Source organism: Xanthomonas sp. DAR 34887 (assembly GCF_041245805.1).
Lineage (GTDB): Bacteria > Pseudomonadota > Gammaproteobacteria > Xanthomonadales > Xanthomonadaceae > Xanthomonas_A > Xanthomonas_A tesorieronis.
Map to the genome: position 1 here is coordinate 137,445 of NZ_CP162490.1, position 15,220 is coordinate 152,664.

Genomic DNA, 15,220 nt, shown 5'->3' on the forward strand with positions numbered 1-15,220 from the left:
AGCGAAGCGGACGGCGGGCGTTGCCACCCCGATGCGCGCACCTACCCGCCGTGGCGGGTCGCCGCAGGCGTGGCATGGCTATCATCGAACCGCCGCTCTTTCCGGGAATTCCTGCGCATGAACCTGCACGCCCTTGCTCTTTCCCTGTCGCTGGCGCTGGCCGCGGCGTTGCCGGCACACGCCGTCGAGTTCACCAAAGCGGAATTGGCGCGCGCCACCGCGCTGCAACAGCGCCTGCTGACGCTGGATTCGCATCTGGATACGCCGGCCAATTTCGAGCGCGGCGATTTCGACATGATGGCCGCGCATGCCGGCAATCGCCTGGCGCAGGTGGACTATCCGCGCATGGTGGCCGGCGCGCTGGACGGCGGCTTCTGGGCCATCTACACCGGCCAGGGCGACCGCAGCGCGCAGGCGCACCTGGACGATCGCGACGCGGGGCTGCAGCGCCTGATGGCGATCCACGCGTTGCTCGCGGCTCATCCGGAGCAGTTCGGCATGGCCACCACGCCGGCCGATGCGGCGCGGATCAAGGCGGCCGGCAAGCGCGTGGTCTACCTGAGCATGGAGAACGCCAGCCCGCTGGTCGCCGATCCCACGCTGCTGCGCTTCTACTATGCGCAAGGCCTGCGGCTGATGAGCACGGCGCATTTCCTCAACAACGAGTTCGCCGATTCGGCCACCGATCCGAAGGGGCCGGAATGGCAGGGCCTGAGTCCCGCCGGGCGGGCGCTGGTGCAGCAGGCGCAGAAGCTGGGCATCGTCATCGATCAGTCGCATGCCTCCGACGCGGTGTTCGACCAGTTGATCGCGCTGTCGCCGGTGCCGATCCTGCTCTCGCACAGCGGCGCGCGCGCGGTGCACGCGCATCCGCGCAACATCGACGATGCGCGGCTGAAGGTGCTGGCCGCGCATGGCGGGGTGATCCAGATGAATTCCTACGGCGGTTATCTGATCGACAACGGCGCCAGCCCCGAGCGCAAGGCGGCCGAGCAGGCGTTGCTCGCCCGATACGGCGGCTGGGAGCATCTGCAACTGGCCGACGGGCTCAAGCTCGGCGAAGAGATGAAGGCGCTGGACGCTAAGTATCCGGTGCGGCAGGCGACGCTGGACGACTTCTTCGCGCATCTGGAGCATGTGTTGACGCTGATCGGTCCCGAGCACGTGGGCATCGGCATGGACTGGGATGGCGGCGGCGGCGTAGTCGGCATGGAGGATGTGTCCGACCTGCCCAAGATCACCGCGTGGTTGCTGCGCAAGGGCTATAGCGAGCAGCAGATCGCCGCCATCTGGGGCGGCAACGTGCTGCGGGTGATGCAGCAGGCGCAGGACTGGGCGGCGGCGCAGAAGCGCGCCGGAGCGTCCTGAGGCCGGCGCCGGCGCGGCGGCCGTTTCGCGCGATCGCGCCTGAGAACGGCGCGCGCGATCCGGCGCCCGTCGATGGCCCAGGACCAGCGCGGCCCCAGTGTCGGCATGCGTGGCGCCGCACGTGCCGAACCGGCACCGTCGCATCGGCTAGCATCGGGCGACCATGAAGATCGTCATCGCTCCCGATTCGTTCAAGGAAAGCCTGTCCGCGCTGGAGGTGGCCACGCAGATCGAGGCGGGGTTTCGCCAGGTATTTCCGGCGTGGACCTACGTCAAGGTGCCGCTCGCCGACGGCGGCGAGGGCACGGTCGCGGCGCTGGTCGCGGCCACCGGCGGGCGCATCGTCGGCCGCACGGTGACCGGGCCGCTGGGCGTGCCGGTCGAGGCCTTCTTCGGCATCACCGGCGATGGCCGCACCGCCATCGTCGAAATGGCCGCGGCGAGCGGGCTGGCGCTGGTGCCGCAGGCGCGGCGCGACCCGTTGGCCGCCACCAGCTACGGCGTCGGCGAGCTGATCCTGGCGGCGCTGGATGCCGGCGCGCGCACGCTCATCGTCGGTGTCGGCGGCAGCGCCAGCAACGACGGCGGCGCCGGCATGGCGCAGGCGCTGGGCGTGCGCCTGCTCGACGCGCAGGGCCATGCGCTGGATCCCGGCGCGGGCGGCGCTGCGCTGGCGCGGCTGGCGCGCATCGACGCCAGCGGCCTGGACCTACGTTTGCGACAGTGCGCGATCGAGGTCGCCTGCGATGTCGACACTCCACTGACCGGGCCGGCGGGCGCCTCGGCGGTGTTCGGTCCGCAGAAGGGCGCCACGCCGGCGCTGGTGGCCGAACTCGACGCCAACCTGCAGCACTACGCCGCGGTGATCGAAGCCGACCTGGGGGTCGCGGTCGCCGGGGTGCCGGGCGGCGGCGCCGGCGGCGGTCTGGGCGCTGCGCTGGTCGCGTTTCTGGGCGCGCAGCTGCGGCCAGGCGTGGACATCGTCGCCGACGCGCTGGGGCTGGACGCGCTGGTGGCCGCTGCCGACCTGGTGATCACCGGCGAGGGCCGCCTCGACGGCCAGAGCGTCCACGGCAAGACGCCGCTCGGCGTGGCCCGCATCGCCAGGCGCCACGGCAAGCCGGTGGTCGCGATCGCCGGCGCTCTGGGGACCGGGGCCGAGCTCGCGCATGCGCACGGCATCGACGCGATGTTCGGCGCGGTGCAGCGCGCCTGCCCGCTGCAGCAGGCGCTGGCCGAGGCCGCGGCGAACCTGCGGCTGGCAGCCAGGAACGTGGCCGAGGCGATCAGGATCGGACGCGACCTGGGCCGCTGACCGGATCGCGGCGCCGCCCCCGCAAGCGACGCGCGCATGTGGGCGTCTGCAGCGTCAGCAAGCTGTTCCGCAAGCCCCTCTCCCACCGGGAGAGGGGTTGGGGTGAGGGTACGGCGCGAAAGCGACCCGCGAAGTCCGATTCCTACACAACCCACAGCCGAGACCATGCGCACCAGTTTGGTGCCAGCCCGGTCAAGCATGGTGCGCAGCCGCCCCATTCAGCTACAATGTAAACGATTACAAAAAGGAATTGCCTCTCCATGAGTACCCAGAATCTTCCCGAGCGCGCGCCGCTCAGCCCGAAGTGGCAGTTCCGCTTCGACTTCTTCGACCGCCACGGCGGGCCGGCCTCGCCCGGTTTCAAGCCGGCGTTCAAGGCGCTGCCGTCGTTCGGCGACCGCCTGAAGATCAACATGAATTTCTTCGCGTTCTTCTTCGGCTGGATCTACTTCTTCATCCTCGGCCTGTGGCGCAAGGCGATCGTGCTAATCGGCATCTCGGTGCTGATCGGCGTGCTGTCGTTCTTCCTGCCGAAGATGTTCGTCAACGGCCTGGGCGTGGCGTATTCGGTGCTGGTCGGCATGATCGCCAACTACGCCTACTACCTGGAAGTGCGGAAGGGCAGCACCAGCTGGAACCCCTTCGAAGGCATGCGCTGGTGGTAATCCGCCGGTCGCGCCGCGCCGGCTGAGTCCGCGCGGCGCGATCAGCGCCGTCATCCATTCCCGCGGCGATCCGCTCGGGAGTGACGCATGTCCCCGCCACGACGCAACGCTGTGTCGTGGCGCGACGGCTTGAGTCCACCGGCCTTGGCGCCTACCGTGGCGCCTTCGCTGCCAGGCTCCCCCATGTCCCCACACGCTCCCCAGGCCGATGCGGCACCCGCCGGCCTGTCCTCCGGTCTGATCGCGCTGTTCGCCGCCGCGTGCGGCCTGGCGGTGGCCAACATCTATTTCTCGCAGCCGCTGATCGGCATCATCGCGCCGGAACTGCGCCTGCATGCGGGCCTGGCCGGGCTGATCGTGGCGCTGACCCAGCTCGGCTACGGCGCCGGTCTGCTGCTGCTGGTGCCGCTGGCCGATGTGGCCGAGAACCGGCGCCTGGCAATCCTGCTGCTGGGCGGGGTGGTGCTGGGCCTGCTCGGCATCGGCCTGTCGCAGTCGGCGGCCGGCTTCCTGATCGGCTCGTTCGTGGTCGGTGTGTGCGCGGTGGCCACGCAGATCCTGGTGCCGTTCGCCTCGCACCTGGCGCCGGAGGCCAGCCGCGGCCGCGTGGTCGGCACGGTGATGGGCGGGCTGCTGGCCGGGATCATGCTGGCGCGGCCGTTCTCCAGCTTCGTCGCCGCCACCCTGGGCTGGCGCGCGGTGTTCTTCCTATCCGCCGGCATGATGCTGTTGCTGATGGCGGTGCTGCGCTGGCGCCTGCCGCAGCGCAGGCCCGCGCAGCGCGCGTCCTACGCCGCGGTGCTGGCCTCGCTGCCGCGCCTGTATGCCGACACGCCGTTGCTGCGCCGGCGCGCGTTCTACCAGGGCATGATGTTCGCCGCGTTCAACGTGTTCTGGACCGGCTCGCCGCTGTTGCTGGCGCAGTCCTTCGGCATGGACCAGCGGCACATCGCGCTGTTCGCGCTGGCCGGCGCCGCCGGTGCGCTGGTCGCGCCGCTGGCCGGACGCATGGCCGACCGCGGCTGGACCCGCCCGGCCACCGGCTGGGCGCTGGCCGCCGCGGCGCTGTCGTTCGGCATCGGCGCCTGGGCCGCGCACGCGCATGCGCTGCTGTGGCTGGTGGTCGCCGCGCTGGTCCTGGATGCGGCGGTGCAGGTGTGCCAGGTGCTGAGCCTGCGCAGCATCTACATGCTGGCGCCGGAACAGCGCGGCCGCCTCAACGGCCTGTTCATGACCTCGGTATTCGTGTGCGGCGCCGCCGGGTCGTTGCTGGCCGCGGCGGTCTTCGCCTATGCCGGCTGGCCCGGGCTGTCGCTGCTCGGCGCCGGTTTCGGCATGGCCGCGCTGCTGTTCTATTTCAGCGAGTTCCGGCGGGCGGCGGTGCCGGCGCGTTGAGCGTTGCAGGAATGGCTCTCGCCGACGACCGACGGCGATGTTTCAGTCTTGGCCATCTGCCCCTCCCCGTTGCCCGCGATGTAACGGCGCTAGGTATGACGAGGTATATACTTTTTCAGTACCTCAGGCAGGAGATCGGCCATGTCGAAACAAGCCGTGTTCACCATGAAGCTGGAGTCCGAATTGCGCGACGAATTCGTCGCCGAGGCCGAGGCCGTGCATCGTCCGGCATCGCAGGTGATGCGGGAATTGATGCGTGAGTTCGTCCAGCGTCAGCGCGAAGCGCGCGAGTACGACGCGTTCCTGCAGCGCAAAGTGGAAGCCGGTCGCGCCTCGATGCATGCCGGCCAGGGGCGACCGAACGACGAGGTCGAGGCCGAGTTCGCCGCGCGGCGGGCCAGCGTGACGCGCAGCGGATGAGGGTCGTCTGGACGCCCGAGGCGCAACAGGACCGTGTCGATATCTGGGAATATGTTGCGGCGGATAACCCGGCGGCGGCCATCAGGTTGGACGAATCATTCAGCGAGGCGGCGCTGACCTTGGAGCGTTATTCCATGCTCGGTCGAGCGGGAAGGATCGCGGGCACGCGCGAACTGATCCCGCACGAGCATTATTGCCTGGTCTACGAGATAGATGGCGAAACGGTGTGGATACTGGCGTTGATCCACACTGCGCGCCTGTGGCCACCCTTACCGAATTGAGCCACGGATTGGGAGGTGCGGGCGCAGCCTCGTACCCAAACCCAGCGAGACGCTTCGCGCCGTGCAATGCGTGTTGCCGCGTGGCTCCTCAGCGTTGGGGCCTCCAAGAGCCCGCTTAATGGCCTTCCCTCACCCTCACTGCATCGCACGCCGGATAGCCCTGCCTGGCTCTCCCCCGTCGCGCCTCCTGATATCTGAACAACGAACGTCACTAGGTGCTTTCATATTGACAACACATTTCCATCATGGAAACATGTTGTCAATAGAGGAGTTCAAGCATGGGTAGCAAGAAGGCGGAACAATTGACGGACATCGTCCTGGCTATTTTCCAGTTGAACGGCGTACTCGCCGATTGGGGCGACAACTTCGTTTCCGCCGATGGTCTGACAAGTGCCAAGTGGCAGATGCTGGGCGCAGTGGCTCTATCGGATCACCCGCTCACCGCACCGCAGGTTGGAATGGCGATGGGTGTTACCCGGCAGGGAGCGCAGAAGCAGCTAAACGTGCTTGTTAGCGAAGGACTGCTGGAGACAAGGCCCAATCCGATGCACAAGCGATCATCGCACTACTACCTGACTCAAGTGGGGCGGGCCAAGTACGAAGCGATCGAAAAGCGATGGAACAGCCATGCACAGCGGGTGTCCAGCTCCTTCAGTAGCTCAGACCTGGCAGTGGCAGAGAGTCTGCTGCGCAAAATGACACGTATCTATGCGGATCCGAGCGTGCACCATGAAGCTAAAGCCTAGGCTTCACGCCATCGGAGCCGCAACCACGGCGGTCCTTCTTGCAGGCTTTTGGTCTGCGACTGCGATCTCAGAGCTGTTCTTGTCGCTGGAAGCGGTTGCGCTGGTCAAGCAGGTCGTTGCCTTTGCAGTATTTGGACTGGCTTTGTCCATGGCCACCACCGCCATCACTGGCATTTCCATGGCACGGAAAGGCAGTCTTCCCCTCTTGCAGAAGAAGCGCCAGCGCATGCCCTTCATCGCCTTCAATGGCGTTGCGATTCTCATACCTTCGGCCATCTTCCTGAGCCTGAGAGCCACGGCCGATCGCTTCGACACATGGTTCTACATCGTCCAGGGCATCGAACTTGTGGTTGGAGCGATCAACATCACCCTCATCGCATTGAACATTCGTGATGGCCTGCGACTGCGCGAACGCCGTACAGCGGCCACGGCCCATCTTCACCCTTCCAAGAGAACATGACATGCGCGCAGCTATCGTCAAAGAGGTTGGTTCAGCCCCTGTGCTTGGCGACTTCCCCGATCCGGTTCCCTCGCAAGGTGAAGAGGTAATCCAGGTACTGGCCGCTCCCCTCAGCCCGATCGTCAAGAAGCTGGCTGCAGGCGAGCACTACGCTAGCAACGCCAGAGCCGGATTTGTGCCTGGTATCGACGGAGTCGGCATCAACGGAGTCGGTGAGCGGGTCTACTTCCTGTTTCCCAAGCCACCCTATGGATCCATGGCGGAGAAGGCTCTGGTCGCTTCGACGTCGATGGTTCCGGTGCCAGAAGGGGTATCGAGCGAGTTGGCGGCCGCCGTGGTGACCGCAGGTCTCTCTTCATGGATCGCGCTGAACCTTCGAGCAGGGTTTCAGCCCGGTGAAACCGTACTGATCAATGGTGCCACCGGATCTGCAGGTGGCTTGGCGGTGCAGATCGCCGTAAGCCTTGGGGCACGAAAGATCTTTGCCACCGGGCGCAACCTTGCCAAGTTGGACGCTCTGCCTGCCGGGGTGACCAAGATTGCCTTGGATGGCAGCGCTGACGACGCTCTTCGATCAGCATTCGACAGGGGCGTGGATGTGGTCTTGGACTACCTGTGGGGCGAACCTGCCGCCCGCATCATCGCTGCTGCCACTTCCGGCCGAGGCTCCCGCGCTGGTGAGCCGCGCCTTCGCTTCGTTCAGCTGGGCTCGATGGCAGGTGATTCCATTCCACTGTCGGCGCATGCTTTCCGTAGTTCTGGTCTCGAAATCCTGGGTAGCGGCATCGGAAGCGTCTCGATGACCGACCTTGTGCAGGGTGCACGAGAGCTGCTGGCGGCAACGCCGGCAGGTGGATTTGACACGCCCGTCCAGAGGCGCCCACTCGCATCCATTCATGACGCCTGGCTTGACCAAGCTGACAATGGCAGGCTCGTGTTCTGTCCCTGACTGATCGCAAGCACGGTCGCGCCTCGCCCGCCCAAAGCAGCGCACGATGCCTGGCGCGCTTCTAGTCCAAGCGCGCATCGAGGGGCAACCAGGAACACAATCCGGCGTGGGGACGGTATCGGTCGCGATGGCACGGCAACTGCGCCGAGCCGACATGCAATTCCTTGCCGACGCCGTGCCGTCTTACGCAGCAGGGTCGCGGCGCAGCAGGCTGTGGCGCTGCCCGTACAGCAGGTAGGCGACCACGCCGATGCCGTTCCACAGCGCGAACCATTTCTGCGTGGTGTGCGGCAGGCTCCAGAACAGGTACAGGCAGCCGCCGATTGCCAGCGGCGCGACCACCCACGCCAGCGGCGTGCGGAACTTGCGCTCGCGGTTGGGCTCGCGCACGCGCAGCACCAGCAGGCATGCGGCCACCGCGATGAACGCGGCCAGGGTGCCAGCGTTGGCCAGCGCGGCGATTTCGTCCAGCCGCGCCACGCCGGCCAGCGCCGCCACCAGCAGCGCGGTGAACAGCGTGGTCGCCACCGGCGTGCCGGTGCGCGCGCTGACCTTGGACAGGCCGCGCGGCAGCAGGCCGTCGCGCGACATCACGAAGAAGATCCGGCTCTGTCCGTACAGGAACGCCAGCAGCACCGTCGGCAATGCGATCACCGCGGCCGCGGCGATCAGCGTCGCCGCCTTGCCCCGGCCGAGCTCGCGCAGGATCAGCGCCAGCGGTTCGGCGCTCTGCCCGAACACCGTGTAGCTCATCGCGCCCACCGCAGCCAGCGCCACCAGCACGTAGATCAGGGTGCAGCCGACCATCGAGCCGAGGATGCCGATCGCCAGGTCGCGCTCGGGCTTCTTGGTTTCCTCGGCCGCGGTGGAGATCGCGTCGAAGCCGTAGAAGGCGAAGAAGATGATCGCGGCGGCGGCCATCACCCCGCGCTCGACGCCGTCGGCGCCCATCGACTTGGCGAAGCCGAACGGCATGAACGGCTCCATCCGCGCGCTGTCGAAATGCGGCAGCGCGATCGCCACGAACACGGTCAGGGCGACGATCTTCACCGCCACCAGCACCGCATTGACCGTCGCGCTGGCCTGGGTGCCGAGCATCAGCATGCCGGCGACGACGAAGGTGATCAGCACCGCCGGCAGGTTAACCACGCCGCCGGCGTGCGGCCCGGCGGTCAGCCACAGCGGCAGGTCCACGCCCACGCCCTTGAGGAAGCCGACCGCATAGCCCGACCAGCCGACCGCCACCGTGCTGACCACCAGCGAGTACTCCAAGATCAGGCTCCAGCCGACCACCCAGGCGATGCTCTCGCCGAGCGCGATGTAACTGTAGGTGTAGGCGCTGCCGGCGGCCGGCATCATCGTCGCCATCTCCGCGTAGGCCAGCGCGGCGCAGGCGCAGATCGCCCCGGCCACCGCGAACGACAGCAGCACCGCCGGTCCGGCCAGGTGCGCGCCGACCCCGATCAGGGTGTAGATGCCGGTGCCGACGATCGCGCCGATGCCCAGCGCCACCAGGTGCGGCCAGCTCAGCGTGGGCACCAGCCGGCGCCCGGCTTCGTGGACGGTGACCAGATCGAGCGACTTGCGCCGGAACAGGAACGACATGCGGGCCTCGGGGAACGATAGGACAAGCCCGCGAGTGTCGCCGAATGCGGTGCAGCAATGCTATGGGCGGCCCGGTGCGGTCATCGCGGCAGCCTGCCCGGGCGATCGAACCGGCTGCGGCAGCAGGCCCGGACTAGGCGCCGTTCGATCCGGAATGCCGGCCGGCGGTGGCAGGTGCGTGCCCGTTGCGACCTGCGTCGCGCCACGCGTCACGGCAGGCCGTTGCGCCCGTGCGCCAGGAAGCCGGGACGCGTCGACAAGCGTTCGTAGTACGCCGCCACCGCCGGCAGCGGTGGCCGCGGCATCGGCGTGGCCATCCAGCGCTGGGTGGACAGGCCGAGCACGATGTCGGCCAGGGTGAAGTCCGCGCCGGCCGCATAGGCGCCGGTGCGTTGCAGCTGCGCGTCGAGCATGCCCATGTGCCGGTGCCAGCCGGCGATGCCCTGCGCCAGCGCCTGCGCATCGCGATGCGCGGGGCTGTCGCGGACCAAGGCCATGAACGCGTAGCGCCACGCGTTGTTGAGTTCGGTGCCCTGCCAGTCCATCCACTGCTCGACCGTTGCCCGCGCCTGCGGCGCGGTCGGCAGTAGGTCCGCGCGCTGCTGGCGCGCCGCCAGGTAGCGGCAGATGCTGTTGGATTCCCACAGCACGAAGTCGCCGTCGCGCAGCACCGGTACCAGCGCGTTGGGATTGAGCGCGCGCAAGCCGGGGATGTCCGCCGCGGCGATGCCGGCGGCGTGGTGCTGCTGGTCGATCGCCAGGTCCAGCTCCGCGCACAGCCACAGCACCTTGCGCACGTTGATCGAGGACGACTTGCCGTAGAGGGTGAGCATGCGAACGCCATGCAGAATGGAGTGCCGAGCGTGCCTCGGCGCACCGTCGCCTGCAAGGCGGCGACCGCGCAGGCCATCCGCGTCGCACGTCGCCGAGCTACGTGCGGCGCGCATTGTTCGCCCGGCATCGCCGCTAGGTTTGGCAGCGTTGGCCAGCGCTGCCGACCTGGCGCGATCGCTGGCGCAGCGCCTGAGACGCGGCCGGCTACACTGGCGGCATGCAAACCGATCCCCATTTCCTGATCCTGGCCGGCCTGCTGTGCGCCGTGCTCGTGCTGCTGCTGGCCGTGCTGCTGCGCCGGACCAACCACACCGCGCTGGAGCAGGCCCTGCGCGAGGAATCGCGCAATGGCCGCGGCGAGCTGCGCGAGCAGCTCGACAGCCTGGCGCGCCAGCAGGACGCGCGCAGCGAGGGCTTCGCCCGCCATCTCGCCGACCTGTCCACGCGCACCGATCAGCGCCTGGACCTGCTGCGCGAAGCGCTGACCGAGGACGCGCGGCGCGGCCGGGTCGAGGCCGGCGAGGCGCAGCTGCGCGTGGCCGAACTGCTCAACCAGCGCCTGGTCGAGATGCGCGGCCAGCTCGATGCGTTCGGCCAGCAGCAGGACGCGCGCATGCTGCAGTTCGGCCAGCAGCAGAGCGCGCTGATCGCGCGCATCGACGCGCACCTCACCGCGCTGCGCGAGACCCTGGTCGAAGACGCGCGCAAGGGCCGCCTGGAAGGCGCCGAGTCGCAGCAGCGCTTCGCCGACGCGCTCGGGCAGCGGCTCAACGAACTGATCCAGCGCAACGAGCAGCGCATCGGCGAGATGCGCAGCACCCTGGAAGAACGCCTGAAGGAACTGCAGGCCGACAACGCGGCCAAGCTCGAGCAGATGCGCGGCACCGTCGACGAAAAGCTGCAGACCACCCTCAACACGCGCCTGGATGCCTCGTTCAAGCTGGTCTCCGAGCGATTGGAACAGGTCCAGCGCGGGCTGGGCGAGATGCAGCAGCTGGCCACCGGCGTCGGCGATCTCAAGCGCGTGCTGAGCAACGTCAAGAACCGTGGTGGCTGGGGCGAAGTGCAGCTGGAGAACATCCTGGAGCAGACCCTGACCCAGGAGCAGTACGCGCGCGGCGTGCGGGTGCGCCCGGAGCGCAACGAGGCGGTCGACTTCGCGGTGCGCCTGCCCGGCCGCGGCCACGAGGACACGCCGGTGTGGCTGCCGATCGATGCCAAGTTCCCGCGCGAGGATTACGAGCGGCTGCTCGACGCGCAGGAGCAGGGCGATGCCGAACTGGTGCTGGCGATGGGCGCGCAGCTGGAGCGCGCGATCCGGGTGCAGGCCAGGTCGATCAGCGACAAGTACATCGCGCCGCCGCACACCACCGATTTCGCGGTGATGTTCCTGCCGACCGAAGGCCTGTACGCCGAGACCCTGCGCCGGCCCGGCCTGGCCGACCTGCTGCAGCGCGAGCACCGCATCGTCATCGCCGGCCCCACCACCGTCACCGCGCTGCTCAACAGCCTGCAGATGGGCTTCCGCACGCTGGCCATCGAAAAGCGCTCCAGCGAAGTGTGGGGCGTGCTGGCCGCGGTCAAGAGCGAGTTCGGCAAGTTCGCCGGCATTCTGGAACGGGCCGAGAAGCAGATCGGCACCGTCGGCAAGAGCCTGGGCGATGCCAGCCGCAAGACCCGCACCATCGAGCGGCGCCTGCGCGGGGTGGAGACGCTGGCCGAGGCGCAGTTCACGCCGCTGCTCGATCTCGAGTTGCCCCTCGCCGATGCCGAGGCGGACGAGGATCCGGCGCGCGACGAGCAGGAGTAGGCGGTACTGGCGCTCCATGCGTCTTGCTGCGCCGGGCGGCGAGGTTGGTCGACGCGCAGCCCGTGCCGCGTTGAGCTGCCCTCTCGCGATGCCGGCACGACGAATGCGCGCGAGGGCCGAGTAAGCGGCATCGCGCACGCCCATCCACCTCGTGGTGACAGGCGCATTTGCGATACTGCGCGCCGGAACCGGTCGGATGGAGTGCTTATGTCGATGCGATGGTGCATGCCCCTGTTGTCCTGCCTGCTGCTGGTTGCCTGCAGCAGCGGTCCACGCCCGCAGGCGGGTCCCGCCGCATCCGCGCCCCAGGCGGGCGCCAATGGCGCGGCTACGACCGACGCCGCGGCATGCGCGGCACAAGGCGGCAGCCTGCGTCCGCTCGGCCGGCGCGGACTGCTCAAGTGCGTGATCCCGTTCGCCGATGCCGGCAAGGCCTGCAGCGACAAGAGCCAGTGCCACGGTGATTGCCTTGCGGCCGCGCTGGTGCCCGCCGGCACTGCCGCGCAGGGCGTCTGCCAGCGCGACATCAGCGAAAACTACGGCTGCCGGCAGACCGTGCAAGGTGGTGTGGGCGGATCGCAGATCTGCATCGACTGAGCGCCGCGCGATAGCCGCTACGCGGCCATGCGCCTATGCTGGCGCTCCGTCCCTGTTGCAGGAGTTGCCGTGAGCCAATCGATCTACGACATCCTGTTGACCACCATCGACGGCCAGCCCGCTTCGCTGGCCGCGCATCGCGGCAAGGTGCTGCTGGTCGTCAACGTCGCCTCCAAGTGCGGCCTGACCAAGCAGTACGAGGGGCTGGAAGCGCTGTACCGCGAAAAGCAGCCCGCCGGGCTGGACGTGCTCGGTTTCCCGGCCAACGACTTCAAGGGCCAGGAGCCGGGCACTGAGGCGGAGATCCAACAGTTCTGCCAGCTTACCTACGATGTGACGTTTCCGATGTTCGCCAAGATCGCGGTCACCGGCGAGGGGACGCATCCGCTGTACCGTGCGCTGATCGACGCGCAGCCGCACACCGAGGGCGAAGGCCCGATGCGCGAGAAGCTGGTCGGCTACGGCATCGAACCCAATCCCGCACCGGGTGTGCTGTGGAACTTCGAGAAGTTCCTGGTCGGCCGCGACGGCCAGGTGCTGGGCCGTTTCGCCCCGGACGTGACCGCAGAGGACCCGCGTCTGCGCGCGGCGATCGAGACCGCGCTGGCCTGACGGCGCGCGGCGGTCGATGCGAGCCGATGCCTGGCGATCCGGCTGCGCTGTTCCGGCTTCGGTTCGCCATCGGACCCCAACGGCCATCGAAGCCGTTGCGCGTCCGGCTCCGCTCGTCGCGGCTGAAGCCGCTCCTACAAAAGCCGCGTAGCTGACGGACCTGCTGGAGGCCGCCACCCTGCTGCGAGGGCGTTTGCTGGTTGCCGTAATTGCGCGTAGAGCGCCGCGATCTTCGGTCTCTCCGTCACCGGTGCCGTTGCCGTTGCTGTTGCTGTTGCTGTGGTTGTTGCTGTAGCTGGTGCCGTTGCTGTTGCTTTTGACTTACCGGGTTCCCTTCCGCAGCGGCGGAGGGACCGGGGAAAAACCCCGAAGGGGCGGCGCACATGGATGTGCGCCGTTCGCGGTAGGGGCAGGATGCCCCTTCCGCGAATCCCCGGTGTCTCCGCGGACCCGGAGCGCGCAGCGCGGAGGGCGCAAGGCAGGGCGCGCTTTCTTTTGGTTACTTTTCTTTGCGCGAGCAAAGAAAAGTGACTCGCCGCAAGGCGAAAGCTTTGTCTTTGCTTTTGCTTTGTCTTGAAGCTTCAAAACAACAGCACATAGCACATAGCACACAGCGAACAGCAACAGCAAACAGCAACAGCAAACAGCAAACAGCAAAAGCTTCCGCTGGCGCGGGTCACTTTTCTTTGCTTGTGCAAAGAAAAGTAACCAAAAGAAAGCACACCCCGCAGCGCGCCCTCCGCGCTGCGCGCTCCGGGTCCGCAGCCCCAACGGGCATTTTTCGATGGCACATCCATGTGCCAACGAAAAACGGCGCACATCCTGTGCGCCGCCCTTCGGGTATTCGCCCGCCGGGTCTGCCGCGCTGAGGGGACCCGTAGATCAAAAGCAAAGCAACAGCACAAGCAAAGCAACAGCAAGGCAACAACAAGGCTCGCTGAAGACATCGCGGCCATCGACACTACGCGCCCCGGCGTGCGCAATCCCATTTGAGATCGCGATGCTCCTGCCGTGGACGTGGCAAGGAGAATCCAGCCCTAAAAAAAACCCGGCCGAAGCCGGGTCTTTTTTAGGTGCTGCCGAAACGCGCGCGCCTCAGCGGTTGCCGCCGCGCCACTCCGGGATCGGCATCGCGTCCACCGGAACCGTCGGATTGGTCTCTTCCTCGCGCAGATAGTCCGGCAGATCGTTGTCCTGGCGCTTGTTGTGGCTGCGCAGATCGCCTTCGATCTGATAGGTGCGGCGCTGCATCCATGCGTCGCGGGTCAGCTGGTACTCGTCCGGCGCGTTGTCGCGCATGCTGTCCAGCGACAGCAACTGCGCGCGCGTATCCACCAGCTGCAGGCCCTGCAGGCCGATGCGCACCGTGTCCTCCTCGATCTGCCGCAGCGGCGACAGCGGCGCGTCGCCGGCCAGGCCGAATACATCGCGTACGGTGCGCGGCCCGAACAGCGGCAGCTCCACGTAGCGCGAGCGGCGCCAGCCCCAGGCGCCCAGGGTCTGGCCGAAGTCCTCGCTGCGCCGCGGCAGCTTGGCGTCGCTGGCCGGATCGAAGATGCCGGCGATGCCCAGCGTGCTGTTCATCAGGAACCGGCCCAGGGTCTGCCCGGCCTGCAGCGGACGGCCCTGCAGCAACTGGTTGACCATGGTCAGCGGCGAGCTGAGGTTGTCGAAGAAGTTGGTCACGCCCAGTCGCACCGGCCGCGGCACCACGTTGACGTAGGCGCGCGCCAGCGGCCGCGCCACGGTGCGATCGACCACGTTGTTGAACGTGTGCACCTTGCGGTTGAACTTCTCCCACGGATCGTAGCTCTGCGGCACGGCGACGCCGGCCGGCAGGGTCGGATCGGCCACCGGGTTGTACGGGTCGCTACCGTACAGCGCGGCGTAGTCGTCTTCGGCGGCGATCGCCGCGCCACCGGTCGGCGGCACGCTTGCCGGGGCGGCCGTCGTGTCCCCGGCGGTGGGGGCGGGCACGGCGGCCTGCGCATCGGCGGCTGGCGGCGCTGCATCCATGGCACCGCTATCGGCCACCGCCGTGTCGGCGGGCGTCGGCTGCACCGTGGTCGCGGCTGGCGGCGGCGGGGTGCGCTTGGGGGCGCCGGCGCACGCGCCCAGGGCGGCGGCCAGTGCCAGGGAAGTGAGGATACGCAGCACGTTCAT

The 15,220-nt window shown here is 67.9% G+C and carries 15 protein-coding genes; 12 read left to right on the forward strand and 3 right to left on the reverse strand.

Annotation, left to right across the window (positions count from 1 at the left end; genetic code table 11):
* Nucleotides 1-117: 117 nt before the first annotated feature.
* The 9 genes from AB3X08_RS00645 (at nucleotide 118) to AB3X08_RS00685 (ending at nucleotide 7,599) form a co-directional block, all read left to right on the forward strand.
* A complete protein-coding gene (locus tag AB3X08_RS00645) occupies nucleotides 118-1,368 on the forward strand; it encodes a dipeptidase (protein WP_369935499.1) in 1,251 nt (416 codons plus the stop codon).
* Between the two features lie 163 nt (nucleotides 1,369-1,531).
* Nucleotides 1,532-2,683, forward strand: coding sequence for a glycerate kinase (locus AB3X08_RS00650; protein WP_369935500.1), 1,152 nt, complete (start codon nucleotides 1,532-1,534; stop codon nucleotides 2,681-2,683).
* 260 nt (nucleotides 2,684-2,943) lie between these two features.
* Complete coding sequence (locus tag AB3X08_RS00655; protein WP_369935501.1) at nucleotides 2,944-3,348, forward strand: DUF2628 domain-containing protein; 405 nt, start codon at nucleotides 2,944-2,946, stop codon at nucleotides 3,346-3,348.
* 183 nt (nucleotides 3,349-3,531) lie between these two features.
* Entirely contained in the window at nucleotides 3,532-4,743 is a 1,212-nt protein-coding gene (locus AB3X08_RS00660; protein ID WP_369935502.1) for an MFS transporter, read from the forward strand.
* 165 nt (nucleotides 4,744-4,908) lie between these two features.
* Nucleotides 4,909-5,163 carry an antitoxin of toxin-antitoxin stability system gene (locus AB3X08_RS00665; RefSeq protein ID WP_369938629.1) on the forward strand — a complete coding sequence of 85 codons (255 nt, stop codon included), beginning with the start codon at nucleotides 4,909-4,911 and terminating at the stop codon, nucleotides 5,161-5,163.
* Nucleotides 5,160-5,444 carry a type II toxin-antitoxin system RelE/ParE family toxin gene (locus AB3X08_RS00670; RefSeq protein WP_369935504.1) on the forward strand — a complete coding sequence of 95 codons (285 nt, stop codon included), beginning with the start codon at nucleotides 5,160-5,162 and terminating at the stop codon, nucleotides 5,442-5,444. Before AB3X08_RS00665 ends, AB3X08_RS00670 begins: the two co-directional genes overlap by 4 nt.
* A gap of 278 nt (nucleotides 5,445-5,722) precedes the next feature.
* Nucleotides 5,723-6,190 carry a MarR family winged helix-turn-helix transcriptional regulator gene (locus AB3X08_RS00675; RefSeq protein ID WP_369935506.1) on the forward strand — a complete coding sequence of 156 codons (468 nt, stop codon included), beginning with the start codon at nucleotides 5,723-5,725 and terminating at the stop codon, nucleotides 6,188-6,190.
* Nucleotides 6,174-6,650 carry a hypothetical protein gene (locus tag AB3X08_RS00680; protein WP_369935508.1) on the forward strand — a complete coding sequence of 159 codons (477 nt, stop codon included), beginning with the start codon at nucleotides 6,174-6,176 and terminating at the stop codon, nucleotides 6,648-6,650. The genes AB3X08_RS00675 and AB3X08_RS00680 overlap by 17 nt, the downstream gene beginning before the upstream one ends.
* A 1-nt stretch (nucleotide 6,651) precedes the next feature.
* Entirely contained in the window at nucleotides 6,652-7,599 is a 948-nt protein-coding gene (locus AB3X08_RS00685) for a quinone oxidoreductase family protein (protein WP_369935509.1), read from the forward strand.
* 183 nt (nucleotides 7,600-7,782) lie between these two features.
* Here the strand turns inward: AB3X08_RS00685 and AB3X08_RS00690 are convergent, their stop codons facing one another.
* A complete protein-coding gene (locus tag AB3X08_RS00690) occupies nucleotides 7,783-9,204 on the reverse strand; it encodes an amino acid permease (protein WP_369935511.1) in 1,422 nt (473 codons plus the stop codon).
* A 209-nt stretch (nucleotides 9,205-9,413) separates the two neighbouring features.
* Nucleotides 9,414-10,037, reverse strand: a complete 624-nt coding sequence (locus AB3X08_RS00695; protein WP_369935513.1) for a glutathione S-transferase family protein — start codon at nucleotides 10,035-10,037, stop codon at nucleotides 9,414-9,416.
* Nucleotides 10,038-10,255: 218 nt separating this feature from the next.
* Between AB3X08_RS00695 and rmuC the strand changes: the two genes are divergently transcribed.
* The 3 genes from rmuC (at nucleotide 10,256) to AB3X08_RS00710 (ending at nucleotide 13,057) form a co-directional block, all read left to right on the forward strand.
* Nucleotides 10,256-11,848: a DNA recombination protein RmuC gene (rmuC, locus tag AB3X08_RS00700; protein WP_369935514.1), complete on the forward strand. Its 1,593-nt coding sequence runs from the start codon at nucleotides 10,256-10,258 to the stop codon at nucleotides 11,846-11,848.
* A gap of 207 nt (nucleotides 11,849-12,055) precedes the next feature.
* Entirely contained in the window at nucleotides 12,056-12,445 is a 390-nt protein-coding gene (locus AB3X08_RS00705) for a hypothetical protein (RefSeq protein ID WP_369935515.1), read from the forward strand.
* 69 nt (nucleotides 12,446-12,514) lie between these two features.
* The gene (locus tag AB3X08_RS00710) at nucleotides 12,515-13,057 is read left to right on the forward strand and encodes a glutathione peroxidase (protein ID WP_369935516.1); all 543 of its coding nucleotides are present in this window, start codon (nucleotides 12,515-12,517) and stop codon (nucleotides 13,055-13,057) included.
* Nucleotides 13,058-14,152: 1,095 nt separating this feature from the next.
* On the opposite strand, the gene AB3X08_RS00715 is transcribed toward AB3X08_RS00710, so the two are convergent.
* Nucleotides 14,153-15,220, reverse strand: coding sequence for a VacJ family lipoprotein (locus AB3X08_RS00715; protein ID WP_369935518.1), 1,068 nt, complete (start codon nucleotides 15,218-15,220; stop codon nucleotides 14,153-14,155).

What these genes read in the sequence shown, in the direction of transcription:
- AB3X08_RS00650 (WP_369935500.1), top strand. Translation starts at nt 1,532, where the DNA reads ATGAAGATCGTCATCGCTCCCGATTCGTTCAAGGAAAGCCTGTCCGCG.
- AB3X08_RS00675 (WP_369935506.1), top strand. Translation starts at nt 5,723, where the DNA reads ATGGGTAGCAAGAAGGCGGAACAATTGACGGACATCGTCCTGGCTATT.
- AB3X08_RS00695 (WP_369935513.1), bottom strand. Translation starts at nt 10,037, where the DNA reads ATGCTCACCCTCTACGGCAAGTCGTCCTCGATCAACGTGCGCAAGGTG.
- AB3X08_RS00705 (WP_369935515.1), top strand. Translation starts at nt 12,056, where the DNA reads ATGTCGATGCGATGGTGCATGCCCCTGTTGTCCTGCCTGCTGCTGGTT.
- rmuC (WP_369935514.1), top strand. Translation starts at nt 10,256, where the DNA reads ATGCAAACCGATCCCCATTTCCTGATCCTGGCCGGCCTGCTGTGCGCC.
- AB3X08_RS00655 (WP_369935501.1), top strand. Translation starts at nt 2,944, where the DNA reads ATGAGTACCCAGAATCTTCCCGAGCGCGCGCCGCTCAGCCCGAAGTGG.
- AB3X08_RS00645 (WP_369935499.1), top strand. Translation starts at nt 118, where the DNA reads ATGAACCTGCACGCCCTTGCTCTTTCCCTGTCGCTGGCGCTGGCCGCG.
- AB3X08_RS00685 (WP_369935509.1), top strand. Translation starts at nt 6,652, where the DNA reads ATGCGCGCAGCTATCGTCAAAGAGGTTGGTTCAGCCCCTGTGCTTGGC.
- AB3X08_RS00715 (WP_369935518.1), bottom strand. Translation starts at nt 15,220, where the DNA reads ATGAACGTGCTGCGTATCCTCACTTCCCTGGCACTGGCCGCCGCCCTG.
- AB3X08_RS00660 (WP_369935502.1), top strand. Translation starts at nt 3,532, where the DNA reads ATGTCCCCACACGCTCCCCAGGCCGATGCGGCACCCGCCGGCCTGTCC.
- AB3X08_RS00665 (WP_369938629.1), top strand. Translation starts at nt 4,909, where the DNA reads ATGAAGCTGGAGTCCGAATTGCGCGACGAATTCGTCGCCGAGGCCGAG.
- AB3X08_RS00670 (WP_369935504.1), top strand. Translation starts at nt 5,160, where the DNA reads ATGAGGGTCGTCTGGACGCCCGAGGCGCAACAGGACCGTGTCGATATC.
- AB3X08_RS00680 (WP_369935508.1), top strand. Translation starts at nt 6,174, where the DNA reads ATGAAGCTAAAGCCTAGGCTTCACGCCATCGGAGCCGCAACCACGGCG.
- AB3X08_RS00690 (WP_369935511.1), bottom strand. Translation starts at nt 9,204, where the DNA reads ATGTCGTTCCTGTTCCGGCGCAAGTCGCTCGATCTGGTCACCGTCCAC.